The organism is Nostoc sp. (genome assembly GCF_036919575.1).
Classification (GTDB): Bacteria; Cyanobacteriota; Cyanobacteriia; order Cyanobacteriales; family Nostocaceae; genus Nostoc.
The window spans coordinates 88254-104397 of sequence record NZ_JBALBY010000001.1; the positions used below are offsets into that span (position 1 = coordinate 88254).

At 44.2% G+C, this 16144-nt stretch carries 19 protein-coding genes and 1 tRNA gene; 12 read left to right on the forward strand and 8 right to left on the reverse strand.

Features of this window, described 5'->3' with window-relative positions; all coding sequences use genetic code 11:
• Window positions 1–146: 146 nt before the first annotated feature.
• Window positions 147–338: a hypothetical protein gene (locus V7K27_RS00445; protein ID WP_334943254.1), complete on the reverse strand. Its 192-nt coding sequence runs from the start codon at window positions 336–338 to the stop codon at window positions 147–149.
• A 1167-nt stretch (window positions 339–1505) separates the two neighbouring features.
• Between V7K27_RS00445 and thrC the strand changes: the two genes are divergently transcribed.
• The 3 genes from thrC (at window position 1506) to V7K27_RS00460 (ending at window position 3877) form a co-directional block, all read left to right on the forward strand.
• Window positions 1506–2597, forward strand: coding sequence for a threonine synthase (gene thrC, locus V7K27_RS00450; protein WP_334943256.1), 1092 nt, complete (start codon window positions 1506–1508; stop codon window positions 2595–2597).
• Between the two features lie 377 nt (window positions 2598–2974).
• Complete coding sequence (locus tag V7K27_RS00455; protein WP_334943258.1) at window positions 2975–3565, forward strand: chromophore lyase CpcT/CpeT; 591 nt, start codon at window positions 2975–2977, stop codon at window positions 3563–3565.
• Window positions 3566–3806: 241 nt separating this feature from the next.
• Window positions 3807–3877 (forward strand) — tRNA-Cys (locus tag V7K27_RS00460).
• Window positions 3878–3975: 98 nt separating this feature from the next.
• On the opposite strand, the gene V7K27_RS00465 is transcribed toward V7K27_RS00460, so the two are convergent.
• Entirely contained in the window at window positions 3976–4167 is a 192-nt protein-coding gene (locus V7K27_RS00465) for a hypothetical protein (RefSeq protein ID WP_334943260.1), read from the reverse strand.
• Between the two features lie 137 nt (window positions 4168–4304).
• Here V7K27_RS00465 and V7K27_RS00470 point away from each other — a divergent pair, with 137 nt between their 5' ends.
• From V7K27_RS00470 to V7K27_RS00495, 6 genes are all read left to right on the forward strand, one after another.
• Window positions 4305–4433, forward strand: a complete 129-nt coding sequence (locus V7K27_RS00470; protein ID WP_334943261.1) for a hypothetical protein — start codon at window positions 4305–4307, stop codon at window positions 4431–4433.
• A 245-nt stretch (window positions 4434–4678) separates the two neighbouring features.
• Window positions 4679–5248: a DsbA family protein gene (locus V7K27_RS00475; RefSeq protein WP_334943263.1), complete on the forward strand. Its 570-nt coding sequence runs from the start codon at window positions 4679–4681 to the stop codon at window positions 5246–5248.
• A 114-nt stretch (window positions 5249–5362) separates the two neighbouring features.
• A complete protein-coding gene (locus V7K27_RS00480; protein WP_334943265.1) occupies window positions 5363–6175 on the forward strand; it encodes an alpha/beta fold hydrolase in 813 nt (270 codons plus the stop codon).
• A gap of 237 nt (window positions 6176–6412) precedes the next feature.
• Window positions 6413–7324 carry an SDR family NAD(P)-dependent oxidoreductase gene (locus tag V7K27_RS00485; RefSeq protein ID WP_334943267.1) on the forward strand — a complete coding sequence of 304 codons (912 nt, stop codon included), beginning with the start codon at window positions 6413–6415 and terminating at the stop codon, window positions 7322–7324.
• Window positions 7325–7382: 58 nt separating this feature from the next.
• Window positions 7383–7922, forward strand: coding sequence for an SgcJ/EcaC family oxidoreductase (locus V7K27_RS00490; RefSeq protein WP_334943269.1), 540 nt, complete (start codon window positions 7383–7385; stop codon window positions 7920–7922).
• 198 nt (window positions 7923–8120) lie between these two features.
• The gene (locus V7K27_RS00495; RefSeq protein ID WP_334943270.1) at window positions 8121–9533 is read left to right on the forward strand and encodes a mercuric reductase; all 1413 of its coding nucleotides are present in this window, start codon (window positions 8121–8123) and stop codon (window positions 9531–9533) included.
• A gap of 362 nt (window positions 9534–9895) precedes the next feature.
• Here V7K27_RS00495 and V7K27_RS00500 read toward each other — a convergent pair whose 3' ends face one another.
• The 3 genes from V7K27_RS00500 to V7K27_RS00510 all read right to left on the reverse strand — a co-directional run bounded on the left by V7K27_RS00500 (window position 9896) and on the right by V7K27_RS00510 (window position 11978).
• On the reverse strand, window positions 9896–10534 hold the full coding sequence (locus tag V7K27_RS00500) for a MarC family protein (protein WP_334943272.1): 639 nt from the start codon (window positions 10532–10534) through the stop codon (window positions 9896–9898).
• Between the two features lie 26 nt (window positions 10535–10560).
• Window positions 10561–10740 carry a hypothetical protein gene (locus V7K27_RS00505; RefSeq protein WP_334943274.1) on the reverse strand — a complete coding sequence of 60 codons (180 nt, stop codon included), beginning with the start codon at window positions 10738–10740 and terminating at the stop codon, window positions 10561–10563.
• Between the two features lie 272 nt (window positions 10741–11012).
• Window positions 11013–11978: an aldo/keto reductase gene (locus V7K27_RS00510; protein WP_334943276.1), complete on the reverse strand. Its 966-nt coding sequence runs from the start codon at window positions 11976–11978 to the stop codon at window positions 11013–11015.
• Between the two features lie 328 nt (window positions 11979–12306).
• Between V7K27_RS00510 and V7K27_RS00515 the strand changes: the two genes are divergently transcribed.
• Both V7K27_RS00515 and V7K27_RS00520 read left to right on the forward strand, forming a co-directional pair.
• Window positions 12307–12489: a hypothetical protein gene (locus V7K27_RS00515; RefSeq protein ID WP_334943278.1), complete on the forward strand. Its 183-nt coding sequence runs from the start codon at window positions 12307–12309 to the stop codon at window positions 12487–12489.
• A 284-nt stretch (window positions 12490–12773) separates the two neighbouring features.
• A complete protein-coding gene (locus tag V7K27_RS00520; protein WP_334943280.1) occupies window positions 12774–13469 on the forward strand; it encodes a pentapeptide repeat-containing protein in 696 nt (231 codons plus the stop codon).
• A gap of 135 nt (window positions 13470–13604) precedes the next feature.
• On the opposite strand, the gene V7K27_RS00525 is transcribed toward V7K27_RS00520, so the two are convergent.
• The 3 genes from V7K27_RS00525 to V7K27_RS00535 form a co-directional block, all read right to left on the reverse strand.
• On the reverse strand, window positions 13605–13742 hold the full coding sequence (locus V7K27_RS00525; protein WP_334943282.1) for a hypothetical protein: 138 nt from the start codon (window positions 13740–13742) through the stop codon (window positions 13605–13607).
• A gap of 432 nt (window positions 13743–14174) precedes the next feature.
• Window positions 14175–14696, reverse strand: coding sequence for a hypothetical protein (locus V7K27_RS00530; protein ID WP_334943284.1), 522 nt, complete (start codon window positions 14694–14696; stop codon window positions 14175–14177).
• Window positions 14697–14994: 298 nt separating this feature from the next.
• Window positions 14995–15204: a hypothetical protein gene (locus V7K27_RS00535; protein ID WP_334943286.1), complete on the reverse strand. Its 210-nt coding sequence runs from the start codon at window positions 15202–15204 to the stop codon at window positions 14995–14997.
• Window positions 15205–15466: 262 nt separating this feature from the next.
• Between V7K27_RS00535 and V7K27_RS00540 the strand changes: the two genes are divergently transcribed.
• Window positions 15467–16015: a hypothetical protein gene (locus V7K27_RS00540; protein WP_442947572.1), complete on the forward strand. Its 549-nt coding sequence runs from the start codon at window positions 15467–15469 to the stop codon at window positions 16013–16015.
• Window positions 16016–16144: the final 129 nt, after the last annotated feature.

Genomic DNA, 16144 nt, shown 5'->3' on the forward strand with positions numbered 1-16144 from the left:
GAAAAGCGTAGGCGTAGCCCGTCGTAGACATCGCTTTCTCCAAGACTGACTTCTCGAACAGCAATATTGGCGCCAGTCGTCAGAATTCAGTCGGGTATTCTGTTGAAAGATTGCTGAATTCTGAATTCTGGATTCTGCATTCTTCTTCAATCTTTTTGGTTAGCGTCGGCTAGACGTTGGTGCTTCAGGTTTTCCAACTGCTGCAACAGGGAGTCTACCTCTGCTTGTAAATGCATAAATTTAGCTTGCTGGTCGTCTTGATAATAAGACTTGGTTAACTTACTGGCCCAGCTAGTCTGGGAGTCGCGATCGGAAACACTAGATATACAAGTAGGCATCGCTAATTAAATCCACAATTTAACTCACACCATTAGAAATATTATAATAATGCTCTTTTAAGCTTTATGATAATATTGGATATTTTCAATCAATTACTCTAATGGATTCCAGGTTTAATCATAAGAGACGGTGATCATTCTGACTGTGTTCCAGAGAATACATCGCCCCAAGTGTGCAAAGCTTCGTTCCACTCGACGGTACTTAGCAATCCTTGATTGATAGCCTCTCAATTATGGTTGTATGAATTATTATCGCCGTTTTTGGGGAATTTACGCAATAAATTACATATATAGCAGTCTGCTTTGATTTTTGAAATTATTTGCGTAGACAGGGAGTGGGGAGTGGGGAAGAACCCTTTTCGGGGTGTACTGATTTTTTTCAAAAATCAAATACGAGTTTTATATACGTTTGGAATTAAGGGACTCTTAACTGGGAACTGGCAAAGAAAAATTTACCGAGAAAGTGGGTTTAAAGCCTCGTTCAACGAGCGACGGCTTTAGTTTTATTTTGAAGGACTAGTACTTCTAACTTTTCTTGCGTTGTCCACGAATAAGTTGTCTTTATACCTCGGTTTGGTTTGGCGATTGCTGTTCGCAATACTCAATAAGTAAATCTTTCTCCTACTTGAGTAACGCGAAATGTAATATATATCTATGGTTTGGACATTGACGCATACCTGATTAAATCGTATCTTAATTATAGTGGCGAGGGTATTCAACCACTTAAAAAACCCAGCATCTAACTGATGCAACTGCACCATGAAAACTGAAGTTATGGGGTTCTGTAGAGAAATGTTTCTACAGGTAAAAGCTTCAAACACCATGTATTTAGAGAACCAATTATTTAGGTTTAAACTGTACCGTGGGGCACATGGAAACAGGCTCAAGAAATTGGGTGAAAGACTGAGGAGAGAAGCGTCTCTGATATCAACTAAGCTATTGCTCAACATTTTGTATTAATAGTACGAATGTTTGGTTTTAGGGATTGCCGAAGGGCTAGCTGGTAGTAAGCGCACTCTGTGATCCAGTAAATCGTAGAGGCAACTCTATGGAATCACCGTGCGTTTACGCCGGTGAGGATGTCAATTTCTTCCTCTTCCTGATTCGGCGCTTCCCTATCCACCCTTTCTAAATATCCAATCCTTACATTAAGAAATTTTAAATCCCGTGACTTTGAGCCTGTCTACTGCTAAATCTCATCGCCAACCCTGGCCTGGACTGATAGAAGGATACCGCGAATACTTGCCCGTCAGCGAAAAAACACCGATTGTCACTCTGTTGGAGGGTAACACACCCCTAATACCAGTGCCAGCGATCGCCGAACGCATTGGCAGACAAGTGCGGGTTTTTGTAAAATACGACGGACTCAATCCCACCGGCAGCTTCAAAGACCGGGGGATGACTATGGCAATTTCCAAAGCCAAGGAAGCAGGGGCAAAAGCAGTAATTTGTGCCAGTACGGGCAACACCTCAGCCTCAGCCGCCGCTTATGCTAGGCGTGGGGGAATGAATGCCTTTGTACTGATTCCCGAAGGTTATGTGGCGCTGGGCAAATTAGCCCAAGCATTACTCTACGGTGCAGAAGTATTGTCAATTAAAGGTAATTTTGACCAAGCGCTAGAAATTGTCCGCGAGATGGCCGAAAGCTATCCCATAACTTTGGTGAATTCGGTGAATCCCTACCGATTACAAGGGCAAAAAACAGCAGCCTTTGAAATAGTTGATGTCCTGGGTGATGCCCCAGACTGGCTGTGTATCCCCGTGGGCAATGCGGGGAATATCACAGCATATTGGATGGGCTTTTGTCAATATCATCAAGCAAAAAAGTGCGATCGCTTACCCCGAATGATGGGATTTCAAGCCGCAGGTGCAGCCCCCTTAGTACACGGTCAGCGAGTAGCGCATCCCGAAACCCTAGCGACAGCAATTCGCATTGGTAATCCTGCTAGTTGGGAGTTAGCTGTTGCAGCGCAAACCGCGAGTCAGGGAAATTTCCACGCCGTTACCGATGCCGAAATTCTCGACGCTTATCGACTTTTGGCAGCATCAGAAGGTATCTTCTGCGAACCTGCTAGCGCCGCTTCTGTAGCCGGAATGTTGCAGGTGAAAGACCAAATTCCGACAGGGGCGACAGTGGTTTGTGTCCTCACAGGCAATGGTTTAAAAGACCCAGATACAGCCATTAAACACAATCACAGTCAATTTCAACAGGGTATTGCAGCAGAATTGGGCGCAGTAGCCGAGGCAATGGGATTTTAAATAATTCGTAATTCGTAATTCGTAATTCGTAATTAAGTTTTGTGACCGGGATTTAGCGAGAAACGCGGTCTTGGGGCAAAGCCCGAAGTGGAGCGATTTCTCAAGACAGACCCCGACCCAAAACTTGCGTGATTTTGAACCGGGGATTTAAACCCACGGTACTCGGTTAAAACTGGTTAATCATCTTGTAATGGCCAAAGGGACTTTTAAATAAAAAACTGGCCAAAAAACTCTCTTCCTCATTTCTCTGTGTCTGGAGTGGTTCGTTTATTTGGGTAATTTATTTCTTGGAAATCCCCAAACCGAAAGCATACAGAGCAACTAAATTTATTTATGGGGATTGTTAATTTTGAATTTTGAATTCGGAGCAAAGTGACGTGACTCATTCTACTGATATTGCCACCTTAGCCCGGTGGATGGCAGCTGACTTTAGCAATCAAGAACAAGCTTTTGAAAATCCGCCTTTTTATGCTCACATTCGCGTGTGTATCCGTCCCCTTCCTTTGGAATTATTCTCAGGGGTAAGTTTATTTCTCGAACAAGCCTATGATTTTATGCTCAATCAACCCTACCGGATGCGGGTAATGAAGTTGATTCCGGCAGAAAACCACATTCTTATTGAACACTACACCCTTAAAGAAGAACAAAAATTTTACGGCGCATCTCGTGACCCCGAACGTTTAAAAGTTTTATCCATTGACCAATTAGAAAAAATGCCAGGTTGCAACATGGTTGTAGAGTGGACAGGTAATAGCTTCAAAGGCAGGGTTGAACCTGGTAAAGGCTGCATTGTGGTTCGTGACGGCAAAAATACTTATTTAGATAACGAATTTGAGATTGACGCTAAAGAATTTTCCAGCCTCGACCGGGGAAGGGATTTAGACACTGATGAACGGCTGTGGGGTTCTATCGCTGGGCCATTTCACTTTGTCCGATGGGGCAATTTTGCCGATGAAGTGAAGGTGTAACAAGTGAGGAGTTAGGAGTTAGGAATTAAAACTCATAACTCTCTTTAATCTGCTAAGAGTTGTTTGTAGCATATAGTCAACTTGTGATTAGAATTTTCTAGCGATCGCCTAAAGACTACCAGAAACATCCAGTTAACCCACTATCACAACCTCAGAATCCTATGCTATCATGGTTTAACTAGCGCCCTATCGCTACTAAGATACATTAGAAACATTAAAGTAGTTTAGGGAATCCCGGAGTGGCGGCATAGCCAAGTGGTAAGGCAGAGGTCTGCAAAACCTCCATCCCCGGTTCGAATCCGGGTGCCGCCTTCAAATAATGTACATTAACTAATTATTTGTCACTGTTAACAGATTAATGTCATTTTTCACTAAATTAATGTCACTGTTAACAGATTAAGTGTCACGTTTTAATAATGGCAGACCTCTGCCTTACCTTTCAACCCACCGGAGCGATCGCCTAACGGCGTGCCGTTGGCGGAGCCTCTCGTTCGCTGGGATACTTTTTCCCATAATTGGGAATCTAACCGTTCGAGAATGGCAGCGAATAAAGAATGTCCTGGTGATAATAAATCTGCATCTTGATGTATCGGTTGTGCCAAATGCTCTTTATAAAATTAGATGATTTGATTGAACCGGAAACACCACAAACCTTTAAACCACATGGCCCACACCAATTTTCACATCTTACTGAGTCGGGCGATTCTGTAGTAGCAACAAGCTGGCGGGTGATGAAGATGTGGAAAAATGGCAGGGTGCGATCGCTAAATATCTCACACAGGTCAAAGATGAGATTTCTCTAATTAAACTGCAACGTGTGTTGCAAATGCCTTTGGTAGAAGTTATGAGTAAGTTGTACTTTAGTTAAAATGTGGATTCCAACTTTAGTTGGAGCCAACCTTAGATTTTGAGATGGACTGATTTATCAATCACTCTATTGAGCAAAAGTTTCAACTTTTAGGGGACGACAAGTTAGAGTTAATTGCATATATTTAGTTCAGGCAAACATTGATTGCAACTTAGTTGCAATCAATGTTTGCTTTACACAAAGAAAGTAGAAATAAGCTTGTATGCTCAAGGCTGGCGCTGAACATACAACCGTCGGAGGTATCAGTGAGTTTTGACTGTGACCGCAGTTTGTTATTCGTCCCACCTTCAACACAAGATCACATAAAAGGTGTGCTGAATGCGATCGTAGTGCTTGTGATGTATGGGGACTATCAATGTCAAGAGAGTGCGGACGTTTACAGGCTGATTAAAGTCATAGGGCGACAGCTTAATGTTTCTTTGGGGGAGAATTATTTGTGCTTCCTCTTCCGTCATTTTCCACAGATACAGATTCATTCTCATGATCAACGTGCGGCTGAAGCAGCTGCTGTCCAAGGTCAATTTTGGCCAATGCATGAAATGCTGTTCAGCCATCAACAAGAGTTGGGAAATGGCTATTTGGTGGAGTCTGCCAATAATCTAGGACTTGATATTTCCCAATTTCTGCAAGATATATCTAAAAAAGTCTACATCGATCGCATCAATGAAGATATTCAAAGTGGATTATACAGTGGAGTAACGGCTACTCCAGCACTGTTTATTAATGGAATTCGGTATAGCGTAGGCGTAGCCCAACCCAGGCATCGCTGGACTGTTGAGCAGATAATGGCAGCCATTGTTGCTGCAAATGATTAAGGTTTTTGATTCTTATCCCAACAAGTATTTCAGCGGGGAGTATTTCATAATTTCTATACGGATGACAAGAACCAGAGATTTGAGCAATTTAGCAAGAATACAAAGGCGATCGCAATGATAGTTTTTACATGGAAAAAAGTTCAAAAATTGTTGCTATGGTTATTTGCATTAAGTGTTGTCGTTGGAATATCAATGCATCCAACATCAGCCACCTCCAGGGAATTACCTCAAGCGTCCAACTCTAAACCTGCGATCGTTCTCGTTCATGGGGCTTATGCTGACGGTACATCATGGCAACACGTTATTCCATTGTTGGAGCAGGATGGCTACAGAGTGACTGCTGTGCAGATTCCGCTCACCTCGCTTGCTGATGATGTGGCAACGACGAAGCGGGTGATTGACAATCAAAAAGGTTCCGTTGTTGTAGTCGGACATTCCTATGGTGGAAATGTGATTACGGGTGCGGCGGCTAGCAATCCACAGGTGAAAGCTCTGGTTTATGTTAATGCTTTCGCACCAGATGTCGGTGAAAAGACGAGTGATTTGAATAAAAGGTACGCAGCACCTCCGATTAGTACGGCGATTGTATCTGATGCTGCAAACTTTCTCTATATCGATCGCGGGAAGTTTCACGAATTTTTTGCCCAGGACGTATCGGAGGCTGAGGCGCGAGTGATGGCAGCAACCCAAAAGCCGATCGCCAGCGCAGCCTTTGAGCAATCAGTGAATGAAATCGCCTGGAAAACGATTCCTTCCTGGTTTCTCGTGACTCAAAGCGATCGCGCCATCAACCCTGAACTTCAACGATTTATGGCTAAACGGATTGGTGCTAAGACAACCGAAGTTAACTCCAGTCATGTTCCTTTTATCTCTCATCCAAAAGAGGTTGCCAAAGTGATTGAAGCAGCAAGCACTGCTGTGAAGTAATCCCAATTTAACGATTTGTTAGTAAGCTAAGTCCTGCGAACCAATGAGACGCAAGTTTGGTTTCTGGCAGAACATTTGGTGGATACACCATTGGTACGCAGTTAAATTCAGCAGATCGGGTGTTGTAAATCAAATAACTAACAGTATTTCAGCAATCGCTCTTTAAATGAATTCATTCTTGACTCCATTTATCCATTGTAGATAACAGAACACTCGACGTCTGTAAAGGAATACACAATGGCACTGATTACAACACCATTCGGACGACATTCCACCGCCGCCGAGGTCGTAGAAGGAATTGATCTTTCCGGCAAGCGGGCGATCGTTACGGGAGCCGCATCGGGCATCGGCGTAGAAACGGCGCGGGCACTGGCTCAAACTGGAGCGATCGTCACACTGGCTGTGCGTAATACCGATGCTGGAGCGCAAGTCGCGGCTGACATTATGGCTACTACTGGGAACCGGAATATTCATGTTGCTTTGCTTGATTTAAGCGATCGCAACTCAATTGCCAAGTTCATTGCTGCCTGGTGTGAGCCGCTGCACATCCTCGTTAATAATGCAGGGGTAATGGCACTGCCCGAACAGCGCACACCCGAAGACTGGGAGATGCAATTTGCCACTAACTATCTCGGACACTTTGCGCTAGCGCTCGGACTACACGACGCTCTCGCCGCAGAGGGTGTCGCCCGTATCGTGTCGGTTAGTTCTAGCGGGCACCTGATGTCGCCCATTGTGTTCGATGATATTCACTTCATGTTCCGTCCTTATGATCCGTGGTTGGCGTATGGACAGTCCAAGACCGCAAGCATCCTCTTTGCTGTGGGTGCTACTGCGCGCTGGTTCAAGGATGGCATTACCGCTAATGCCCTGATGCCCGGGGCGATCGCAACCAACCTCCAGCGTCATACGGGCGGTCTTAGAACCCCACCTGAGCGGCAGAAGACAATAGCGCAGGGTGCGGCAACTTCCGTTTTGTTGGCAACCTCTTTGCTACTAAAGGGCGTTGGCGGTCGCTATTTCGAGGACTGCAATGAAGCCACTCTCGTCACCAACGGGAACGGCTATATGAGCGGAGTTGCCCCCTACGCCCTGAACCCAGACAATGCCGATCGGCTCTGGAATGAATCGTTGCGCCTGCTCGCTTGATAACACCCTCTATGCCGCTTGAAAACTGGTCTATCACTTAAAAGGAAAACTCAAAACTATGAATTTACAAACAGCTCAAACCACCACTACTGCTGACGAGTCGGCAATCCGTGCTTTCCATCGCCAGATGATTGATGCTTGGAATCGAGGTAGCAGCGAAGGCTTCGCTGCCCCGTTCAGCGAAACCGCCGATTTCATCACGTTCGAGGGCACGCATCTCAAGGGTCGAAAAGAAATCGCTGCATTTCATCAGCAATTGTTCGACACAGTTGTCAAAGGAACACGCCTGGAGGGTGAGGTGGATTTTGTCCGCTTCGTGAACTCGCAACTCGCGCTCATGCTCGTAGTTATCAGGGTAATACTGCCCGGACAAACCGAAACTTCACCGTCACGAGATTCGCTGCCGCTATACGTTGTAACGAAACGCGACGAAGGTTGGCAGATCGAAGGGTTACTCAATACCCGGAAGTTAACGCTAGAACGTCAATTCTTCTTAGACGACTTTGACTCACTGAGCGCAGAGGCTCAACGTCAAGTGACCGAACTCGTTGCAGGTCTTAAGCAGCGTCATCAAGCAGATCAATCAAAGGAGATGTAAGGAATGGCACGCTTGTAAAGCCCAAAGGCTTGTGTAACCTCGTTAAGAGTCTCAAGACTGGGAATGTATTCCCAGAGGGCTGCTGCCTCTGGTCAAGAAACAGGAGGCGGAGCCTCCCAGAGTGGGTTAAGAGCCTAGAGGCTCTTAACCAGTCAGGGTAAGGGCTGTATCATAACTTAGTGCCATTCGGAGATGTAAGTGAACATTGAATACTACGACGACATTATTATCGGTGGTGGCAAAGCGGGTAAAACACTGGCACCTGCATTAGCTGCGAAGGGACGAAAAACCGCTCTGGTAGAACGTAGCTTAACCATGATTGGGGGCGGGTGCATCAACATTGCTTGCATTCCTACCAAAACAATGGTAGCAAGTGCAGAGGTTGCCTATACAGTGCGGAACAGCGCGGCTTATGGCGTGAAGACCAATGAACCTACCGTTGATTTAGCAGAGGTGATTCAACGAAAGCGATCAGTTGTGCAATCTGCGCGTGAAATGAATTTGCACAATTTAGAAACGGCTCTGGATAACAACTTGATCATTGGCGAAGCAAGGTTTGTTGCTCCCAAAACGATCGCAGTAACGACGACTGAGGGGAAAAATCGCTTACTTACCGCCGAACGGTTATTTATTAATACAGGTACACGACCGTTAATTCCATCCATTCCCGGACTCACAGAAGTTGAGTTTTTAACGAGTGAGTCGATTATGGAGCTAGAATACTTGCCTGAACACCTGATCGTTCTCGGTAGTGGCTATATTGGTTTAGAGTTTGCCCAGATGTTTCGGCGCTTTGGCTCTCGCGTTACTGTCATTGGGCAAAGTGAGCAAATCCTGTCACAGCAAGATCCAGATATAGCGATCGCCGTTCAAAGACTTTTAGAACAAGATGGGATTGAATTCTTGCTAAATGCGAAGGTGTTAAGGGTCGTTCGCGCAGCGTCTCCTTTGGAGAATCGCACTGGTACTGAAACCATCCTGCAAATCCAAGTTGCCGATCGCTCCCTCAGCCTCCAGGGGTCGCATTTGCTCGTCGCCGTTGGTCGTGCGCCAACCACCGATAGCTTAAATTTAGCTGCTGCTGGTGTGGCAACCGATACACGCGGATTTATTCAAGTCAACGATCGCTTGGAGACAAATGTACCCGGAATTTGGGCGTTAGGTGACATCAACGGCGGGCCGCAATACACCCATATATCCCTCGACGATTATCGCATTATCAAAGCTAATTTAATTGATGGGGGCGATCGCAGTACAGGCGATCGCTTAGTGCCATCCTGTTTGTTCATCGATCCAGAACTGGCTCATGTGGGTTTGACTGAAACTGAAGCACAGCAACAAGGGTATGCTATCCGCGTGGCGAAGATCGATGCGTCAGCCGTTCCTAGAGCGAAAACACTTGGTCAAACCGATGGACTGCTAAAGGCGATCGTAGATACAGATACAGGTCGTATTCTAGGGTGTTCCCTGTTGTGTCATGAAGCAGGTGAAGTGATTTCAACAGTGCAGATGGTGATGCAAGCTCAGATGCCCTACACCGTTCTGCGCGATGGTATTTTGACTCATCCCACGATGAGCGAAGGGTTAAATATATTGTTTTCCAAGTTGTAAAAAGACAGCAATTGCAGACCCAAGGACTTACTAAACAAACGACATTTCACTCTTGAAGGTCAAGTAGATATAAGTAGGTGGGCGCAATTAAAGTTAACTGACGTGGGCTGTCATTTGTCCTTTGTTCTTTGTCATTGGTAAGGGTTTTAAGCCTATTTACGTTCCGTAACATAATTTGGTTTATTCCCACCAACTTACTTAAAGTCGGACAAATGATTAACGAACGCGAGTAGCGTCTCGTAGAGAGGAAACTTTATATATATATGGGTTCTGATGAGCGATGCCTACGGTTCAAGAAGCCTACGTTTTTTTCATCACATTTATTCAACTAGATAAATTCTGAACTTTTTATAAGTTAAAAATTATTTAACTTGAATATGGAACGCCTCTTTCAACAAGGAAATAGAGCCATCGGCAATAAAACGCACACCAATTGCTAGGATGAAAAAACCAAAAACTCGATTTAAGGCTCCCACACCATTTTTTCCTAACTTCTTAATAAGTGGTTCTCCTAAGGCCAGGCACAGATAAAGGCTTATACCTATTAAAGCAATTCCCACTAAAGACTCAAGATAGTCTACCCAATGCTTAAAGCTAATCGATAAACTCGTTACTACCCCAATTGCTCCAGGCCCGCTAATTAATGGCACTGCCATTGGTGTAAAAGAAATATCTTCTTTATCTATAGCCTCATCATTTTCTGATGGAGTTAGTCGTTGACGGGCTGTAACCATTTCCCACGCTGTATGAGCAACAAGTAATCCCCCTGCCAGCCGTAGCACATTTAATGAGATTCCAAAAAATTCTAGAATCCACCTGCCAGCTAGTAAAAACACAGCTAAAACTAAGACTACATTTATGGCAGTTTGTATCGCCTGCCGATGACGCCCAGATGATGTTTCCATCGCTGTTAAGCTGTAAAAAACCGGAACTGCACCTATTGGATTGGCAATTGGGAAAAGAGCCACAAAGGTTGCTAATGTATTTGGAATTAACGACATTATCAATATTTGGATATCTAGGTTTCCTAGAAGCAGAGTTTAGCAGACAGTGGGGGTGCTGTTGTACCCACTTTACTGCTTTCACGAAAACTCCAAAAACCACCGATGCGATGCCTGCGGTGGGCGGGTACGCCATCGCACCCCACCCTGTAGAGGAAAAGTGCGATACCTGCGGTTTTTGCTAGCCTACGCTGCTCAGAATTCACCAACCGTTTAGAGACAGCACGCTTGAAAAGTGGCGACCAAAGTAATTTGATGTGCGATAGTCACTTTTCGTTCCGCCGTAGGCATCGCCCCTCATTCAAGCGAGGAAAAGTTAAGGATGCGTAGCAAGACGGGGCAGGCATCGCCCCCTCACCCCCCAGCCCTTCGCCCAAGCCAACCATCGGAATGTGCCGCCCTTTTTCAAAAAGGAAAGCTCTTTATATGGGGGGATGGGGGGAATAACTGTTGACTATTGACTGACAAGGTAGCGGTACTAGCTGTTTGAGGAACTGGCTTGATTAAGAAGGTCAATAGCATCTTGGTCGAGATGAAGATCGACAGCTTTGATGATATCGTTGAGTTGCTCAACCTTTGTTGCACTAACTATAGGGGAGGTAATGGTAGGATTAGCAATCAGCCACGCCAGAGAAACTTGGGTGGGAGTAGAATTATAAGTCTTTGCCACCTGATCAATTGCCTTTAGAATTCGCAAACCACGAGGGTTTAAATATCTTTTTACAGAATTACCACGGAGACTAATAGACAAATCTTCTTCTGAGCGATATTTACCAGAGAGAAAGCCACTGCACAGAGAGGAATAGCTAATCACACCAATTTCCTGTTCTTGGGAAATTTGTTGTAAATCCTGCTCATAACCATCTCGGTCATACAAGTTATAACGGGGCTGAAGGCTTTCGTAGCGAGGATAGCCATGCTGACGGCTAATTTCTAATGCCTGTAATAAACGCTCTGCACTATAGTTTGAAGCACCAATCGCACGTACTTTTCCCTGACGAATCAATTCTGCGTAGGTTTCAAGGGTTTCTTCAAGTGGAGTGTTTTCATCGTCGATATGCGATTGATATAGATCGATATAATCAGTTTGTAACCTCTGCAACGAGTCTTCAACAGCTTGTTGGATGTATTTGCGAGAAAGCCCTTTGCCTTTAACACCCATATCGTTGCCAACCTTCGTTGCAATCACAACTCGATCGCGGTTGCCACGCTGCTTGAGCCACTTTCCTAAGATGATCTCCGACTCTCCACCCTGATTCCCAGTAACCCATTTGGAATAAACATCAGCAGTGTCAATAAAATTACCTCCAGCTTCAATAAAGTGATCTAAAATCTCAAATGAACTATTTTCATCAATAGTCCAGCCAAACACGTTGCCACCAAAAGATAGTGGCGATACTTCTAGTTCTGAACGTCCAAGAAAACGTCTTTGTGTAATGACCATAAGTTTTCTCTCAAGACAGTTTTGGAATTACTTCTGCCAACTATGACTTTATAAAAAATACAATATGCTATTTAAAATGCGATAAGGCTATCGAGAAACAGTATTTTAGGAGGCATACGTAGATTATCATGGAAAATCATCCAAAATCAAGTCTTCTTATCGTAATGGTCAAATACCTCTGCCAATTCAAGAGACAACTTTTAGCAAGCGTTCGTTAAACCCGTTCAATAATGGTCGGTTGTTACCCACACCAGTCTGATTATTCTTAGTCAGAATATAGTAGTGCAATATATTGCACTGTTACAAAAGCTAAATACAGAGGTAAAATATGTTTCCTTTTTGGGGTAATGCCTGTTATGGAAGCGAACCCATTTCGCACAAAGCTAGCTTAGAGCGGAAATTAAAATTCTTGATTTGGATGCGAGATGATTTAGAGTCCAAACTGGCTGGTATTAGTGCTTCTATTGATACCATTCGGCAGCAAATAGAACGCTCAGACTCAGCTGCTTAGAACTTAGTTCTTGCAGACATTTTTACTTAAGTCGATTGTAACTATGAATGTGACTGGGCGCTTTAAAGGTGCTGCAAAGCGTGTTGTAGGTCTTTGTGCAGCGCTCTGTCACTTTCGTAGCATACAAAAGAGGCAGTCTTGAAAAAGTCAGCCCAGTTCTTTGTGCTGGTGACTGGTGAAACTAACCCTCAATATTTAACTCAAGACAGAGGTAAAGTAAGTAGAGTTGATTAATATCTGGAAGTTAGAGCCGTAATCGTATTAAAGTGCCAAAACTTATAGAAATGAAAAATATTATATCGATTGTTTGGAATAGCTGGTTAAAACGGCACAAAGACTCTGTTTTACTATTTGACTCAATTGCTGCCGCTAGTGAGATTGCTTTTATGCTTAACGGTCAGTGGGATGGCTGCAATGGTGTGATCATCGCTGACGGTGATGAGATAGCTGTTAACACTGCTGCCAAACTTATGAGCGCTACATGGTGTTATCAAGGCGCTTCAAAAGCTGTTTTAGACAGAGTAACAACTGATGAAATTTTACGCCGTTATGCAATCGGAGAAAGAAATTTTGTTAATGCTAACTTGAGGTGTGCAGTACTTGCATCAGTGAAACTGAGTGAAATTAACCTAAGTTATGCCTCGCTGAGTTGGGCAGACCTAAGTCAAGCCAATCTAAGTTTTGCTGATTTAACAGCAGCAGACCTAAGTCAAGCTAATTTAAGTGGAGCGGATCTGAGTAAAGCATACCTCATGAGGGCAAACCTAAAGGGGGCAGACCTGCAACAAGCTTCACTTCATGGGGCTAACCTAAGTAGTGCATGTTTAAGTGAAGTTAACCTCAGTGATGCAGATTTAAGAGGCGCCAATCTAGCACTAGCAGACCTAAGAGGGGCAAATTTCCACGAATGCAATTTGAGTGGGGCTAACCTAACAGGTGCTAAATTAATTGAAAGTGACTTAGCTTTTGCTAGACAATGATCTTGGCTGGAAGCGAGGAGAGCGTCACAGCCTCAAAAAGTAGACATCGCTTATCATTCAAGCGAGGATGCATAGCGATCGCAGCCCCCTTAAGACACAGCTTGTTTTATTAAGCACCCCTTCTCTACACCCTGCTCATTGCCGCACCAATTCTGCGCTGATGATAGCTCCAGCGATCGCAGTTAAAATTATGGCAGTTCTCCACAATGGCTTCATATTGCTAGCTCTGTTGTCACAATATAAGAAAGCACAATTCTTTTCCGCATTAAACATTTACTACACCTCGCACCCAAAAGCCTTAAAAATAATGGATTTGACCTGATCAAGTGTGCCATTTAGATATGAACTTTAATGCTTAACTGACAAAATTAGCTGTGTTTCCCTGCACTAATCTATACTTTGATTAACGTGTAATTCAAATCCTTATGAGCTGCGAACATTTAGATAATCTGACCCCAAACCGAATATGATTCGCCGTGTCAACAGATACTACAACTGTATTTTAAAGACTTCATGCTGTTTTTCTTTCCTCAAGCATATCGGGAAATAGATTGGACACGACAGCCTGAGTTCTTGGACAAAGAATTAGAGCAGGTGGTGCGTGATGCGGAAGTTAGCTTTTTGAATACGTTTACTCCCCGCCTAGCGCTGGTCTTTCAATTGAACGAGTGTGCCATTCGATTGATATGCTGTTTTTCAATCGAATCAGGCTTGCTCTAGATACTGGCGCACTCCCGCGCTCATTGCTAGGAGGTTTGGTTGTATATTTTTCGCTAAAAAATCTTCGACTACATGAGCAATTGTACTTGTGAGAAAGAATGGTACTCCCTTAATTTTTTTTGGGTCAATCACTAGTTCACCACGGCTTTCAATTACTGTATTATTGCCATCTTCCAGAAAGCGATTTTTGCCAGAACACTTGACTGCTTCTGTGAAAGCGTGAGTTTCAATACGCCATTCAAGTGTAAAATCAGCCTGATTCCAAGTATTATATTCTGTCCAAGAGAGCATCTCTTCACTGAGCAAAACTCTTGCTGCTGCTGGAATTTCACTGCCACCGTGCCATTCATTGACACTAGAAATATTACCCAAAGCTTCACTGCGGGATAAAAGTGTGATGTGGCGCACGTTTGGCATATAGGGAACTAGCTCAACTAGTTTATCCCGATAGGTTGCATAAACCAGGGAGCGTGGAAAAGGAATTTGGGTATCAGCACAGATGAGCATTAATTAATACCATATCTAAATAGAGACACAATGGGGAATTACCAGGAGTTTAGCGATGGCGTAACCGCCCACCGGAGGTGATCGCAACTGAGGTATTTTTTTGGTTAAAACGTCATCTATATTTTACAGTCGCATCGGATCACAAAGCGGCACAAAAAAGCAGCAAGGTCTGCCGTGACATCTAAAAGCCTTACTGTGTAAGATGTCACAGAAAGCGGCAAGATGAAGTCAAACTCTAGAACCCTTGTTATTAAAGGAATGTCACAAAAAGCGGCATGGTGAAATTATGAATTTGGTGTCACTTGAAAGCACTCAAAGCTGCAAGAGAAAGAATACTTGAAAAATTTAGATTGCCGACACCAGAGGTAAATGTATCGCCCAAGTGTGTTGCAGCTTCTGGGTCAATCTTTTTGTCTGCAATCAATTTCTGCCAGTTTTCATTTTGGGCGATCGCCTGAATCTTCAGGTAGCACGAGTTGAATTCTTGTAGTATCTCTATGGGTGACATTGGTATATTCGATGAATTTTCGTTGTTTTATTTGGATAAAATTTAAGTTTGCTCCTTGCCACACAGGTGGGTCTGTCCTGCCCACCCGTTTCCTTACACTGCAACCAAATAAGCAAGCTTGTGGAACGTATCTCTTAAAGTGAGCTTATTACAATGCTGACACATTTTTGGGCAAACACCCTTCAGTATCTCCTCGGTTCACTTTGGTTAAACTGCAACACCCCAACTTTCAAGCATTTACCATACATAGTGGGCAAGAGATATGCTGACACTAGAAAGAGAACAAGCAATAGCGCTTGATTACAGTGTTGTTAATACCAGCATCCAGGAAACCTTCACTGCCATCGATAGGTTCGAGTGGCAGGCGGTAGATGAAATCCTCCTGATGCGAGAACAGCAGCTTTACCTACAAGCTGGATATAAAAACTTTGAAGAATACTGCCAGCGTGAATTATACCCTTGGGGTGGATACCGACGAATCAACCAACTGCTAGGGGCGAAGACAGTCATTGATACGGTTGGCGAATTGGGGGGACACATTAAAAACGAGCGTCAGGCTCGTCCGTTACTTCGCTTAGTCAAGGAACCAGAGAAACTAAAACAAGCTGTAGCGATCGCTGGCCCAGGAACCGCCAAAAGAAAATGCCCAGGAATGCTTACGTTTAATGGGCATGGCTTTGAAAAACTTAGCCAGTGCCATGAACAATACCCAGGCATTGGAGGCAGCAGCGCTAATTCTGGGAAACGAACCGACACCAATTGCGATCGCATATCGAGCCGAACAACTGGAAATGCTGCCCCAAGCAGTTAGCGACATTAGGGGAGTGCTAGCTAAACCGGGAATCACCCCCTAAAACCCCCAACCGCGTTACCTACTTTGATGTCGCTAACCCCATCTGGGACAAAGTAGCAAAACGTTATTTAATTAAGCGGTATCATT

Excerpts from the sequence above, each read along its gene's own strand:
- V7K27_RS00535 (WP_334943286.1), bottom strand. The coding sequence starts at position 15,204 with ATGTCACCCATAGAGATACTACAAGAATTCAACTCGTGCTACCTGAAG.
- V7K27_RS00480 (WP_334943265.1), top strand. The coding sequence starts at position 5,363 with ATGATAGTTTTTACATGGAAAAAAGTTCAAAAATTGTTGCTATGGTTA.
- V7K27_RS00520 (WP_334943280.1), top strand. The coding sequence starts at position 12,774 with ATGAAAAATATTATATCGATTGTTTGGAATAGCTGGTTAAAACGGCAC.
- V7K27_RS00510 (WP_334943276.1), bottom strand. The coding sequence starts at position 11,978 with ATGGTCATTACACAAAGACGTTTTCTTGGACGTTCAGAACTAGAAGTA.
- V7K27_RS00530 (WP_334943284.1), bottom strand. The coding sequence starts at position 14,696 with ATGCTCATCTGTGCTGATACCCAAATTCCTTTTCCACGCTCCCTGGTT.
- V7K27_RS00490 (WP_334943269.1), top strand. The coding sequence starts at position 7,383 with ATGAATTTACAAACAGCTCAAACCACCACTACTGCTGACGAGTCGGCA.
- V7K27_RS00500 (WP_334943272.1), bottom strand. The coding sequence starts at position 10,534 with ATGTCGTTAATTCCAAATACATTAGCAACCTTTGTGGCTCTTTTCCCA.
- V7K27_RS00525 (WP_334943282.1), bottom strand. The coding sequence starts at position 13,742 with ATGTTTAATGCGGAAAAGAATTGTGCTTTCTTATATTGTGACAACAGA.
- V7K27_RS00445 (WP_334943254.1), bottom strand. The coding sequence starts at position 338 with ATGCCTACTTGTATATCTAGTGTTTCCGATCGCGACTCCCAGACTAGC.
- V7K27_RS00540 (WP_442947572.1), top strand. The coding sequence starts at position 15,467 with ATGCTGACACTAGAAAGAGAACAAGCAATAGCGCTTGATTACAGTGTT.
- V7K27_RS00515 (WP_334943278.1), top strand. The coding sequence starts at position 12,307 with ATGTTTCCTTTTTGGGGTAATGCCTGTTATGGAAGCGAACCCATTTCG.
- V7K27_RS00485 (WP_334943267.1), top strand. The coding sequence starts at position 6,413 with ATGGCACTGATTACAACACCATTCGGACGACATTCCACCGCCGCCGAG.